Source organism: Corallococcus sp. M7 (assembly GCF_054512695.1).
The window spans coordinates 8,593,959-8,606,955 of sequence record NZ_CM137252.1 but is presented as its reverse complement, the minus strand read 5'-3'; the positions used below and the strand labels follow the sequence as shown (position 1 = coordinate 8,606,955).

At 63.2% G+C, this 12,997-nt stretch carries 9 protein-coding genes, 1 tRNA gene and 1 pseudogene; 9 read left to right on the top strand and 2 right to left on the bottom strand.

The window, feature by feature from the left end; genetic code table 11:
* Positions 1-267 precede the first annotated feature (267 nt).
* The 4 genes from ACX114_RS34500 (at position 268) to pyk (ending at position 4,563) form a co-directional block, all read left to right on the top strand.
* Positions 268-474, top strand: a complete 207-nt coding sequence (locus ACX114_RS34500; protein ID WP_459291588.1) for a hypothetical protein — start codon at positions 268-270, stop codon at positions 472-474.
* Positions 475-598: 124 nt separating this feature from the next.
* A complete protein-coding gene (locus ACX114_RS34495) occupies positions 599-2,065 on the top strand; it encodes an NFACT RNA binding domain-containing protein (RefSeq protein ID WP_459291587.1) in 1,467 nt (488 codons plus the stop codon).
* A gap of 152 nt (positions 2,066-2,217) precedes the next feature.
* Complete coding sequence (locus ACX114_RS34490) at positions 2,218-3,033, top strand: hypothetical protein (RefSeq protein ID WP_459300345.1); 816 nt, start codon at positions 2,218-2,220, stop codon at positions 3,031-3,033.
* Between the two features lie 99 nt (positions 3,034-3,132).
* The gene (pyk, locus tag ACX114_RS34485; RefSeq protein ID WP_459291586.1) at positions 3,133-4,563 is read left to right on the top strand and encodes a pyruvate kinase; all 1,431 of its coding nucleotides are present in this window, start codon (positions 3,133-3,135) and stop codon (positions 4,561-4,563) included.
* A gap of 9 nt (positions 4,564-4,572) precedes the next feature.
* Here the strand turns inward: pyk and ACX114_RS34480 are convergent, their stop codons facing one another.
* Positions 4,573-6,081 carry an HD domain-containing phosphohydrolase gene (locus ACX114_RS34480; protein WP_459291585.1) on the bottom strand — a complete coding sequence of 503 codons (1,509 nt, stop codon included), beginning with the start codon at positions 6,079-6,081 and terminating at the stop codon, positions 4,573-4,575.
* A gap of 173 nt (positions 6,082-6,254) precedes the next feature.
* On the opposite strand from ACX114_RS34480, the gene rpe reads away from it, so the two are divergent.
* On the top strand, positions 6,255-6,914 hold the full coding sequence (rpe, locus tag ACX114_RS34475; protein WP_459291584.1) for a ribulose-phosphate 3-epimerase: 660 nt from the start codon (positions 6,255-6,257) through the stop codon (positions 6,912-6,914).
* A 1-nt stretch (position 6,915) separates the two neighbouring features.
* On the opposite strand, the gene ACX114_RS34470 is transcribed toward rpe, so the two are convergent.
* Positions 6,916-7,314 carry a response regulator gene (locus tag ACX114_RS34470; protein WP_014399693.1) on the bottom strand — a complete coding sequence of 133 codons (399 nt, stop codon included), beginning with the start codon at positions 7,312-7,314 and terminating at the stop codon, positions 6,916-6,918.
* A gap of 253 nt (positions 7,315-7,567) precedes the next feature.
* On the opposite strand from ACX114_RS34470, the gene ACX114_RS34465 reads away from it, so the two are divergent.
* From ACX114_RS34465 to ACX114_RS34450, 4 genes and pseudogenes are all read left to right on the top strand, one after another.
* Positions 7,568-7,644: transfer RNA gene (locus ACX114_RS34465), tRNA-Pro, on the top strand.
* 167 nt (positions 7,645-7,811) lie between these two features.
* Positions 7,812-8,638: pseudogene (locus ACX114_RS34460) on the top strand (IS5 family transposase).
* 82 nt (positions 8,639-8,720) lie between these two features.
* Entirely contained in the window at positions 8,721-9,911 is a 1,191-nt protein-coding gene (locus tag ACX114_RS34455) for a 5'-methylthioadenosine/S-adenosylhomocysteine nucleosidase (protein ID WP_459291583.1), read from the top strand.
* A gap of 236 nt (positions 9,912-10,147) precedes the next feature.
* Entirely contained in the window at positions 10,148-12,994 is a 2,847-nt protein-coding gene (locus ACX114_RS34450; RefSeq protein WP_459291582.1) for a P-loop NTPase, read from the top strand.
* The last annotated feature ends 3 nt before the right edge of the window (positions 12,995-12,997 follow it).

The following is a 12,997-nucleotide window of genomic DNA, read 5'->3' as shown; positions in this document are numbered from 1 at the left end:
CCAGACCTGTAGCGCGGACCCTCGAAGTGCGTCCGGAGCCGGAAATTCGGCCTCGCACGCGACGCGCCAGACCCCCGAAATGACCGCCACGAACGGTTCGAAGCGCCCGGAGGCCAAAAATCGGCCTCGCCGCGCACTGCAATACATCACCATGCGTTGACACACTGGCATGTCGCCCGTACCATTCATTTCAAGCACTCACGTTCAGTTCGAAGTGGGTGCAGGGCTCGCGTCCTCGCGGGCCTCAACACTGAACGGAGGATTCCGATGGCCGCGAAGAAGAAGACCGCGAAGAAGGCCGCGACGAAGAAGACCGCGACGAAGAAGACCGCCCGCAAGGCCCCTGCCGCCAAGCGCGGTACGGCCAAGAAGGCCGCCGCGAAGAAGCCGGCCGCCAAGAAGGCCGCGAAGAAGAAGACCGCTTCCCGCCGCAAGGCTGCGGCCCCCGCGGCCCCGGTCACCCCGGAAGCCTGAAGTAGCGGTGTCATTTCGGGCGTCCGTTGACGTCCGGTGAACGGCTCGGCGAAACCCGCCGGGCCGTTTTTCTTTTGCGGGCCAGGGGTTTACGTCTCCTCGTGTGTCCGCCCGGGAGGGGCCCATGTCGCTGCGTCCGGTGGAGTTCGAGGAGGTCGTGGCGGAGGCCGCGGCCCGGCTGGTGGGCGCGGTGGCCCAGAAGGCGTGGTGCCCGCTGCCCCGCCTGGCCTACCTGGAGCTGCGCGTCCCCGGCAGATCGGTGGTGCTGTGCCTCTGCGCCGAAGGCGAGCTGTCGCGCCTGTCCGTCGCGGAAGATCGCTTCCCCACGCCAGGAGAGCCCGCCCCCTTCCAGCGCTGGCTGCGCCAGGAGCTCACCGGCTTCAAGCTCCAGGCCGCGCGCTACCTGGAGGAGAGCCGCGCCATCGTCCTGGAGTTCGAGCGCGAAGAGGTGCGCCGCCGCCTGGTGATGGAGATTGGCGCGCCCGGAGGCCTGCTGCTCCTCAGCGACAACCACCGGGTGCTGATGCTCTCCGGTGAGGGCTTCGGCCAGCGGCGCAACCTCTATCCCGGAGCGCAGTGGTCGCCCCCGGAGCCCGTGTCCGCGGAGGCGCTCGCGAAGGGCCGCGCGCAGCCCTCGCGTCTGGAGCCGAAGGAAGAAGACACGCTGCCCAGGCTGCAGGCCGCCGAGCGGGTGCTCGGACAGAAGGACCGCACCAGCCGTGCGGACACCATCCGCCGCCGGCTCGCGCAGCCGTACCGGGCGCGGCTGAAGCGCTCCTCGCGAACGCTGGAGAAGGTGCGCGCGGACGCGGCCCGGGGCCCGGAGGCGGAGAAGCACCGCCAGGTGGGCGAGGTCCTCACGCAGAACCTGTACCGGCTCAAGCGCGGCGTGTCCCAGCCCTTCATCGTCCTGCCCGTCTACACGGAGGCCGGCGTGGAGGAGGTGGAGGTGAAGCTGGACCCGACGCGCACGCCGCAGGAGCAGGTGGACTGGCACTTCCACCAGTACCGGCGCCTCCTGCGCGGCGTGGAGCAGGCCCGCCACCGCGAGGCGGAACTGGCGCGCGAGGTCGCCCACGCGCAGACGGCGCTCACGCAGATTGAGGCCATGGATGACGCCGCGCTGCTCGCGCAGGCGGAAGTGCTCCAGGTGACCCAAGGGGAAGAGGGCCCGAAGGGGGGCCTCCCCTTCAAGGAGTACGTGGGCCACGGCGGCGCGCGCATCTGGGTGGGGCGCGGCTCGGAGGACAACGACCAGCTCACCTTCAAGGTGGCCCGTCCCTGGCACCTGTGGCTGCACGCGCGAGGCCTGCCGGGCAGCCACGTGGTGGTGCCGCTGGAGAAGAACGCGGAGGTGGCGCAGGAGGTGCTCCTGGACGCGGCGCACCTCGCGCTGCACCACTCGGGGGCCAAGGGCGAACCCCGCGGCGAGGTGAGCTACATGCCGGTGAAGTTCGTCCGCAAGCAGAAGGGCGCGGCTCCAGGGCAGGTGACCTATGCCCGGGAGAAGACCTTCGTGGTGCGCATGGAGCCGGAGCGCCTGGAGCGGCTGCTCAAGTCGCGCCATGGCGACCCGGGCCCCCTGTCCTGAAGGACAGGGCTTGTGGGACGAATTCAACCCGGGGTCTCACGCTCGGCGTGTGGGCCAGGTCGACAGGCGGACGGGCATCCAGCCCCTGGCCTTGAGGTTCGGGAAGTGCCGGGTACGATGCCCCCCGCGTGACGCCCGAAGCCTTCCGCCAGATGTCCCTGTTCCCGCGTGGCTCGTCCGCGGAACGCGCCGCCACTCCCGCGCAGCGCGCGCCGGAAGGACCCGCGCCCCTGCCGCCGCGCAACCGCGTCGCGGAGGAAGCACCGCGCGTCCTCACCGCGTCGCGTGAGGAGCTCTGGTCCCGCGCGGAGTCGCTCGCGTGGCGGTTGAGCGCGAACCTGGGCATGCCGGTGCGCCTGGCCGTGACGGACAACCGCTCCACCATGGTGTCCTTCCGCCGCGGCTCGCAGGTGCTCCAGCTGCGGCTGCACCACATGTTCCTGGACGCGCCGGAAGTCATCGTGCGCGCGGTGGCGGACTACGCGGGCCGGGGACACCGCGCCGCGGGCGCCCTCCTGGACGAATACATCCGGGGCCAGCAGCCGCTCATCCGCCAGCTGCGCCGGGACTCCGACGCGGAATTGAATCCGCTGGGCCGCTGCTTCGACCTGCGCGCGCTCTACAACGGCGTCAACGAGGCCTACTTCGGCAACGCCATCCAGGCCCGCATCGGCTGGGGCCGCATGCCCCCGCGCCGCCGCCGCAAGTCCATCCGCCTGGGCGTCTACGACCACCAGACGCGCGAGATTCGCATCCACCCCGCGCTGGACAAGCCGGACGTGCCGGCCTTCTTCGTGGAGTTCATCGTCTTCCACGAGATGCTCCACCAGCTGTTCCCCAGCAGCAATCGCACCGGGCGCCGCGTGCACCACCCGCGCGCCTTCCGCGAGCGCGAGCGCACGTACCCGCACTACGCCGCCGCGCTGCGTTGGGAGCGCGAGAACCTGGGCGCGCTGCTGCGCGGTTGAGCGCACGCCGAGCAGCCTGGACATTTACTGGTTTACCTGCTCGGTCGCGCTCCGTGACTCCTTGACCGAAACGCGCCGGGGCCGGATGTTCGGCCTCATATGCGACGAGCAAAGATTGTCTGCACCCTCGGCCCCGCCAGTCAGACCCCGGAGATGTTGGAAGCGCTGCTGGAGGCCGGCATGGACGTGGCCCGGCTCAACTTCTCCCACGGCAGCCACGAGCAGCATCAGGCGAACATCGACATGCTGCGCGCGGCCTCGCTGAAGGTGCGCAAGGCGGTGGGCATCCTGGGCGACCTGCAGGGTCCGAAGATCCGCACCGGCCGCTTCGTCACCGGCAGCACGGAGCTGAAGCACGGCGCCACCTTCCACATCACCACCGACGAGACGGTGAAGGGCACGGACGAAATCGTGTCCACCACGTACCCGCACCTGGCGGCGGACGTGAACCCGGGCGACCGCATCCTCCTGGATGACGGCCTCCTGGAGCTGCGCGTCGTGGAGACGGACAAGAAGCAGCTCATCAAGACGGAAGTGGTGCACGGCGGCATCCTGAAGAACAACAAGGGCATCAACCTGCCCGGCGTGGCGGTGCGCGCGGACGCGCTCACGCCCAAGGACCGCGAGGACCTCATCTTCGGCCTCAAGGCCGGCGTGGACTACATCGCGCTGTCCTTCGTGCGTCAGCCGTCCGACCTGGACTCCGCGCGCCAGGCCATGGCGGAGGTGGGCCGCACGGTGCCCATCATCTCCAAGCTGGAGAAGCCGGAGGCCATCGCGCGCCTGGACGCCATCCTCGACAAGACGGACGGCGTGATGGTGGCCCGCGGCGACCTGGGCGTGGAGATTCCCCCGGAAGAAGTGCCGGCCGTCCAGAAGGACATCATCCGGCGCTCCAACCTGCGCGGCCTGCCCGTCATCGTGGCCACGCAGATGCTCAACTCGATGATCGACAACCCGCGTCCCACGCGCGCGGAGGCCAGCGACGTGGCCAACGCCGTCTACGACGGCGCGGACGCGCTGATGCTCTCGGGTGAGACGGCGAGCGGCAAGTTCCCCCTGGACTCCGTGCAGATGATGGAGCGCATCATCCTGGCGGCCGAGTCCTCCGCCCGCGCGCAGCTCCAGCCGCGCGTGATTGAAGCCCCGCTGGGCCTGCCGCTGCACTTCCCGGACGTCATCGCGCGCGTGGCGTGCGAGGCGGCCAAGGCCAGCGGCGCCACGCTCATCGCGGCCTTCACGCTGTCCGGCGTGACGGCGCGCCTGCTCGCGCACTACCGGCCCACGGTTCCGATTGTCGCGTTCAGCCCGAACCAGGAAGTGCGCCGCCGCCTGGCGCTGCTCTGGGGCGTGGTGCCGCGCGTGCTGGAGCCCATCCAGGAGACGGAGACCATGCTCCGCCGCGTGGAGGAGGAGCTGGTGTCGCGCGGCCTCGCGCGCAAGGGCGACCGCATCGTGGTGGTGTTCGGCGCGCCGGTGGGCCAGCCGGGCAAGATCAACAGCCTCCGGCTGCACACCATCAGCGCCTGATGCAGCGCCCTACGCCGGGCTCTTCTTGAGAGCCCGGCGGGGAATCTCCGCCTCGACGAAGATGGTGAAGAGGTCCTTGTCGAGCTGTCCGGACCCCGCCTCCTTCTTGAGGATGTCCAACGCGAGCGCGTGCGGCACGGCCTTCTTGTAGGGCCGGTCGCTCGCGGTGAGCGCGTCGTAGATGTCGCAGATGGACATCATCCGGGACTGCACCGGAATCTCCGGCACGGCGCGAGGGTAGCCCGTGCCATCCAGCTTCTCGTGGTGCGCGTAGGCAATCTCCGGCACGCGGCGCAGCGCGCGGGTCCACGGAATCTGGGACAGGAAGCGGTACGTGTGCTCGACGTGGCTTTCGATCTCGCGGCGCTCCTCCGGGGAGAGCGTGCCGCGGGTGATGGAGAGGGATTGGATTTCATGGGGCAGGAGCAGCGTCTGCCCATGGTCGTGCGCATCCGTGAACGTGAGCTTGCCCAGCTCCAGCAGCCGCTCGAAGTTGCCCTGCGCGAGCACCGTGGGCTTGTTGCAGGTGAGCAGGAAGCCCATCACCTCATCCAGTTGGGCCAGCTCCTGGCCCAGCCGCGCGTCCTCCTCCTGATGGATGGAGGGCAGCTCCGCCAGGCCGCGGACCTCCACGGCGGCCAGCCGGCGCCGGGAGCTCTGCAACTGCAGGTCCTTGCGAGCCAGCTGGAAGCGGGCGCGCAGCGCCTCCAGCTCATGCGGATACAGCTTCTCCGCCTTGACGAGCACGTTCTCGCGCACGCCCACCTTGCCGAAGTCGTGCAGGAGCGACGCGTACCGCAGCTCCTGCAGCTCCACGGCGGTGAAGCGCGTCTGGGCATAGGGGCCGGTGGTGTGGTGCTCCAGCGCCTGGGCCAGGGACACGGTGAGGTCCGCGACGCGGCCGGAGTGGCCGGCGGTGGTCGGGTCGCGCGCTTCGATGGCGACGACGGACGCGGAGACGAAGCCCTCGAAGAGGCGGTTGATTTCTTCGTGGAGGAGGGCGTTTTCAATCGCGCCGGCGGCCTGGGCGCCCAGGGCGAGCAGCAGCTCCTCGTCCTCCGCGTCGAACACCTGCCCGCCGCGCTTGTTGAGGGCCTGGATGACGCCCGTCACGTCCCCGTTGGCGTCGCGCATGGGGACGCAGAGGATGGTGTGGGTGCGGTAGCCGCTGGAGACGTCGAAGGAGCTGTTGAAGCGGGGGTCGGCGTAGGCGTCGGGGATGTTGATGACGGCGCCCGTCTGGGCGACCTGCCCGGCGATGCCGCTGCCCGAGGGGAGGCGGATTTCATTCTTGGAGCCCTGGGCCACCTTGCTCCAGAGCTCATCGCGCTCGCGGTCCAGGATGAAGAGCGAGCAGCGGTCCGACTCCACGACCTTGGTGGCCTCATAGAGGATGAGGGGCAGCAGCAGGTCCAGGTCGCGCTCGGCGCTCATCGCCTTGGCGACATCCAGGATGGACGTCAGCTTCGCGAGCCGGCGGGACAGGTTGGGGGAGGCGGGCACGGACTGGGGAAGCACCGGGGCGGGCTCCGTGGGATGCGGCGGATGGCCGCGGGCGCGCCAAGTTGTAGCACGCGGGCTGTATCGGCCGCCCGGCCCCCCCACCTGCTGGGTCCACCTCTGTCCGCCAGCCCTCTGTCCTGCCGGGCGGAGGTACCAGGGGCCTCCGGAAGCGGTTATGAAGCGCCGCCATGACCCGCCCTGTCCGCATCTCTCCGTCGCTGCTCTCCTGTGATTTCAGCCGTCTGGGTGAGGAGGTCCGCGCCATCGAGGCCGCCGGCGCGGATTGGATTCACGTGGATGTCATGGATGGCAGGTTCGTGCCCAACCTCACGTTGGGTCCGGTCATCGTGGAGGCCATCAAGCGGGTGGCGACGAAGCCGCTGGACGTGCACCTGATGATTGTCGAGCCGGAGAAGTACGTGGAGGCGTTCGCGAAGGCGGGCGCGGACGTGCTGACGGTGCACCAGGAGGCGAGCCCCCATCTGCACCGCACGCTGCAGTCCATCCGTCAGGCGGGGGCGAAGCCCTCGGTGGTGTTGAACCCGGGCACGCCGCTGTCAGCGATTGAAGAGGTGCTCGGGGACGTGGACATGGTGCTCTTGATGAGCGTGAACCCGGGGTTTGGCGGGCAGTCGTTCATTGAGTCCACGGTGGACAAGGTCCGCCGGCTGCGCGCGATGTTGGACGCGCGGGGGCTGAAGGACGTGGACATCGAGGTGGACGGCGGCATCAACGCGCAGACGGCGAAGCGCGTGGTGGACGCGGGAGCGACGGTGCTGGTGGCGGGCAGCTACGTGTTTGGCGCGAAGGACTACGCGCAGGCCATCCGTTCGCTCCGGCCGGCGTGAGTCAGGCGGCTTCGGGCGAAGCGGGAGGGCGCACGGCGGCGGCGGCCATGCGGGCGATGCGGGTCATGAAGGTGGGGTCGCACGGCTTCACTTCGTAGTCGTCGGCGCCCAGCTCGAAGCACACGTGGCGGGTGAACTGATCCTCCACGCCGCTGAGCATGATGACCTTGCAGTCGCGGGTGACGGGGTCCTTCTTCAGCTGCGCGAGCAGGTCCCGCCCGTCCTGGTGCTGATTGATGTCCAGGATGATGACCGCGGGCCGGTGTTTGCGGGCCAGCTCCATCACATGTTCGGAGGTGGTGTCGGACACGCAGACGAGGCCGGAGCGCTTGGCCTCCCGGGCGAGTGCGGACACGACAAGGGGCTCATCATCCGAGATGAGGACAGTGGGAGCAGTCATGGTCCTCTGTGGGGGAACAGGGGCGGATCAACGTGCAACAGCTTGGAAGTACAGGAAGGCCCGGATCTTGTGAAGAGGGTGAACATTGTCCCGTCCTGAAGGGTAGGTAGGACAACAGTCGAGGGGGCGCGGGGGTTGTGGAGGGGGAGGGATGGGGGAGGCGAAAGAGTCCGTTGACTGAAGGAAGCGGCTCGGATAGATCCGCCCACGCTTCGCCGGGCCCGAGGGCAGTTCCTGGCGCAGCACCGGATATCGGGGAGTGGCTCAGCCTGGTAGAGCACTTGGTTCGGGACCAAGGGGTCGCAGGTTCAAATCCTGTCTCCCCGACCAAACGATGAAGCGGGCTGGAGATCTTCGGATCTCCAGCCCGTTTTCATTTTTGGGCTCCAGCGTCCGGATCTCCGCCGGGCTTGGCGTCATGGCGCACGGGCTGGGGAGGTTGTGGTGCCGGTCTGCTCCTAGAGCATGTCCGCCAAATAGGTCGAGGGCGCCCGGCGTTGAGGAGGTATGAGCCGGGAGAATTGACCGACGCGCAATGGGAAAGACTGGCCGGCCTGCTGCCACCACAGTGGCCGGCCAGGGGACGTCCCAATAAGGACCATCGCCTCGTGCTGGACGGCATCTGCTGAGTGCTGCGCACGGGCGTGCCGTGGCGAGAACTGCCCTGGGATCGCTTCGGAAGCTGGAAGACGCTCAGCAGCCGCTTCTACCGCTGGCAGGAGGCGGGCATCTGGGCGCGAATCCTGCGCCAGTTGCAGGCTGAAGCGCATGAGGACAGGCGGCTGGACTGGACGCTGCACTACGTCGACGCCAGCGTGATGCGAGCCCACCAGCATGCGGCGGGCGCCCGGGGGACGCCGGCAAAAGGGGGGAAGCCGAAGCGCCTGGGCGCAGCCAGGGAGGCTTCTCGACCAAGCTTCACGTCCGGGCCGAGGGCAAAGGCCGCCCTCTCGTCTTTGCACTGACGGCGGCCAGCGTCACGAGACGCAAGCCTTCCCGGCTTTGATGGCAGGCGGAGGCGTCCCGCGTGTGCATACGCCGGGGGCACCGCGCCGACTACCAGACGCCCTCGTAGGAATAAAGGCTACAGCTACAATAGCCTGCGCGCATGGTGCCATGCGCACCGCCTGCAGGTGGTCAGCCCCACTCGCTCCAACCAACCTCGGCTTCACGCCTTCCGTCACGCGGCTACCGCAAGCGCTGCCGCGTGGAGTGTCTCTTCAATCGTTTGAACCAGAACCGGCGCGTGGCGACACGCTACAAGAAGCGCGCTGCCAACTACCTGGCGATGGTCCTCATCGCCTCCATCCGCCTCTGGCTCTAGTTTGCGGACACGCTCCTAGTGTGAACACGCTAGAGTACTGCTTGCCGATAGCCGCCCCGCTCTCAAATGAGGACTGCTCTAAGTGCCAAGCCCGACCAAGAAACTCGAAGAACTTTTACTCCTACTATTTAATGGCAACGAGTTTCGACGATTTCTCAAGGATACCACGGCTACTGAGCCAATCGTCAGGGAGTTGCCTGGACTAGTTTCCAGCGATGCTGAGTTGACCGCTCAAGCAACCGAACTCCTAGCCCGCCACGGACTTATTACACCTGCTCTTTTCCAGTCGCTCGCAGACGCTAGGCCGGCCCGTGCTGCAGAAATATATAACACAGGAGAGTCGATGCTGAGCGCTCCGACAAAGAAAGACACTGGGTTCGGGAGCAAACGTGCATCGGTGAAAATCGGAATCATTGCGGCCCTGCCGAAAGAGTTCGCAGCAGTCGAGTGCATGTTTGAGAGCCACTCGCGATGGACCGCAGATGGAAGAGGGGCGGGGCGGACTTATTCGCTAGGAGAGATTCCTGCTTCAGGCGGAGGAACACATATAGTCGCGCTTGGTCTCTTGGCTGACATGGGTAACAACAATGCTTCTGTTAGAGCAGCTCAACTTCTTGAGCACTTTCCAGAGGTTCGCCATATTGTCATGTGTGGGATAGCTGGTGGAATACCGAATATTGAAGCGCCAGAGGAGCACGTTCACTTCGGTGACATAGTTATCTCTGATCGAAACGGCGTGGTGCAGTACGACTTTATAAAGAAGAAAGGTCCCAGACGTTTTGAATATCGCCACCCGCCAAGACCCCCGGATGCCGAACTCCTTGAGGCAGTGAGTCTGCTGAAAGTAGAAGAATTGAAAGGCTATAGGCCATGGGAAGCTTTTGTTGGCCGGACCGAACTGCTTGAAGGTGCAGCGAGACCAGCCGACAATGTCGATGCTCGTGGAAACCCGATTCAGCATCCGCCCAACTCAAGGAGAAGGGAGGGGAAGCCGATGGTTTTCCATGGGCCGATCGCATCAGCCAATCAGCTATTGAAGGACCCAACTGCTAGAGACAGCATCAAGAAAAATTTCGGAGTTCGTGCTGTTGAAATGGAGTCCTCAGGGATAGCGGACGCGAGCTGGATTTCGGGGCGAGCTGGCTACTTGGTTGTACGAGGGATCTGTGACTACTGCGATGAAAAGAAGGGTGATGTTTGGCAGGGCTACGCAGCCGCTGCTGCGGCTGCCTATGTTCGTGCTTTGATTGAGTCGATCTCCCTTGCCTTATGAATAATGAATCGAGCGAAACACCAGGATAGGCGGAAATCCAGGCCGCGGAAGGCAGCGGTCAGTCCGACAAGGCATGGGAAATGAATCGAATAGCAAATCTTCGTGACTTGCTGTTGGGGCTTACGAGCGACCAAGAACTTCGCCGTACGCTATACGACTACTACGGCGGCAGCATCGTCAATGAACTGCCGGGGTCGGGGAGCCCTGCGACGGAATTTGCGCATCAGGCTGTTCTCATGCTTGATCGCCGAGGATTGATAAACCAAGGACTATTCGAGACCCTGCTCAAGAAATCGCCAGCTCGTCATGCTGACATACAGAAAGTAGCAGACCTTTGGTCGTTTCAACTTTCAACCGATCTGGTTGGAGAGCATCCAGGCCCACGCGGATTCAAGCGTGTTACCCCAAGTCAAGATGCAGGGAGTGCACTTCCTAAGCGGTTTTTCATGGGACATCCGCCTTCATGGTCGGATTTAAGGCTGGATGTTGATGTCCGGCGTAGAATTGATTACGGAAATAACTTCATCCAGTATGATGAATTTCTCGCCAATGTCATCAGTGAGGCCATTGCTCCTGGTCCGCTAATATTGTTTGGCGAGGGTGGCTCCGGCAAAACGACCTTTCTGCGACGACTGATGTACGACATTGCAGGGCACGGACACGCCGCACTTCGGCATGTGACCGATGCAAATTTCGACATCGACGAGGTTGTGCGATTGACGGCCGACTTGCCGAAGCCAGTCTTTGTTTTTTTTGACGACGCGCAATATCAAGCGGCAAGGATATTTGCGCTGTCGCGAGAGCTTTCGTATTCAGGAAATACCACGTTCATCATTGGTGCTGCGCGGCGCAATGAGTGGAACAGCGCCATTGCCCACCTGCGAGGCGCAAAGTCATATGAGTCTGCATTCCTTCCTCGTCTTGATGCCTACGAGGCAAGGCAACTAATCGGTAGACTCAAAAAGCACGATGCCCTAGGGAGCCTGCAAGACCTCTCTGAGGACCAGCAATTGGATGCCCTCACTGTCAAAGCGAACAATCAACTTCTGGTTGGCTTGCTAGAAGCGACTCAAGGGAAGCGCTTCCGTGATATCGTTATAGACGAATTTCATGGTATTGTTGGCACGCGAGCTAGTGCGTTGTATATGGCTGTCTGCATATTTTCCGGCCTGGGATTCCGAACGCCTGATAAGGTCGCACTGCTCATTTCGGAAGCCGACAGCCGCTTTTCGTTCGAAAGCGATGTCTTTCCATCGCTCGAGTTGGTGGTGTCGTATGAAGATACGCCATTGGGCTTTGATCTTCTGCCGAGACATCGAATCATAGCAAACGAACTGGTCCAACATCTGTGCCGCACACCTGGCGCCCACTTCGATGCATGCCTGAGTGCACTTGGTAAGATGGCTAATGTTAGAAGGCCAGTGAAGCGCGTCCAGAATTTCGCTGCGCGCCTTGGCCCTAAGATTTTGAAGCGAAATCTGATCTCGAATCCAGAGGACGCCAAAAAGCTCGTCGAATTCCTACTCTCTGCTGGCGTTGGCGACTATCGATACGGAGCAGAAACAAGAAGGCGCAAACATAGACTCGTTCGCCAAGCTCCAACTTCGAGAAGGACCCGAAGATACGAGCAGTTTTACCAAGTGTTCGAGATGGCACACCCAAATCAGAACCAGTTTCGTTCCTGTGTTCCGATTATACGTCAGTTTCTGGGCGACGAAGAGGCAATCGCCTTGATCAGTGAGGCGCTGGCTCTCAAGCCACAATGGAACCATCTGCGATTCGATTGGGCCCTTATTGAGTATGAACGGAATAACATTGAGGCCTCCGAGCGAATCATTTCGGAAGTGCTAAGACGCCAAGGAACTACTGATGATGAGATCACTCTTCCTGTTGCCCTGGCGGTAGACATCGCCACACATAGAGCCCGAACCGATGCGGAAACTGCCTTGGCTTATCTTGCGATGGCAAGGCCAAACCTGCACCGAGGTATGCAAGATCCAAAGCTGTACTTCCTGTACGTGGCACGGCAGTTTGAGGCCATTGGCAATATTGCGGCTGCTATCGATAGTTTGAAGGAAGGGCTTGACTTCATCAGTGGCCCTAAATGGGCAATTGAGAGCTGTGAGCGGGTGCTTGCCCACTATCTAGCCCAACACCGACCTGCGGAGTTTCTAAGCTGGGCTGAAAAACACACTCCTAGGAACGGAGAGGTTCCGTATTATTTGACTAGGTGTCACGTAGAGCGTGCCGTGGCCATTCGTGATGCTGCGGGTGTAAAAGAGATCTGGGCAACAACAATCCGAGGTAGAGAGGCTGTCTCAGATGTTGCTCGGCAGAGCCTGGACCAAGAAGGCAGCGAAGTGCTGGATTTTGTTGTTGGTGCCGTAGGTCTCGATGGTCTTGCCGATGATGTTCTTAGTGCGATTATCGAGCGTGCCGCTCAGATAAACGACTTTGCTCGCTTGAGTGAATTGGCACAAAAGAGCGCAAGGATTACTTTCCTGTTGCGCAATTCCGCGAAAGATGCGGCAGCTGCTGGCAATGCTGAGAAGTTTCGCCTGTATAGCAGTGCCGCAGGTGGCGAAACTTCGCAAGATGATGTGCTGCTGCTGATTTTGACATCGGCGTTGGACGCTTGTGATGAACAAGGAATCTTAAGCTTCCTTGAACAACTCAGAGGGGTGCCCACATTGCCGCTGTCGACCGCAAAGAAGCTGCTCCATAGGGCTATTGGGAGGCAACGCGAAGATGTGGCGGCTGCTGTTCTGAGTAAGGTAGATAATGGCAAGAAACTGTCTTTTGAGGTTGTCCAGATTCACTTGAAAACGGGAAGCCTTTCTGTTTTGGGGATTGTTGATAGGCTTTTTGATAGGCCTGCGTTGCCTTCTTGGGCTGTGATGTTGCTACTCCATAGCGCTCTTGTTGCGAATGACTTGAAGACTGCTCTTGAGGTGTGCGGCCGAACCAACAATCTCCCACAGGTGTTTAGCATGCTGAGGAAACGCCTGAAGGTTGTAGGGCAAGAGCAGGAAGCATTTCTGGAACGCCTTTCTGCGTCACTTGGCACAGCCTCGAAGGCATGAGAG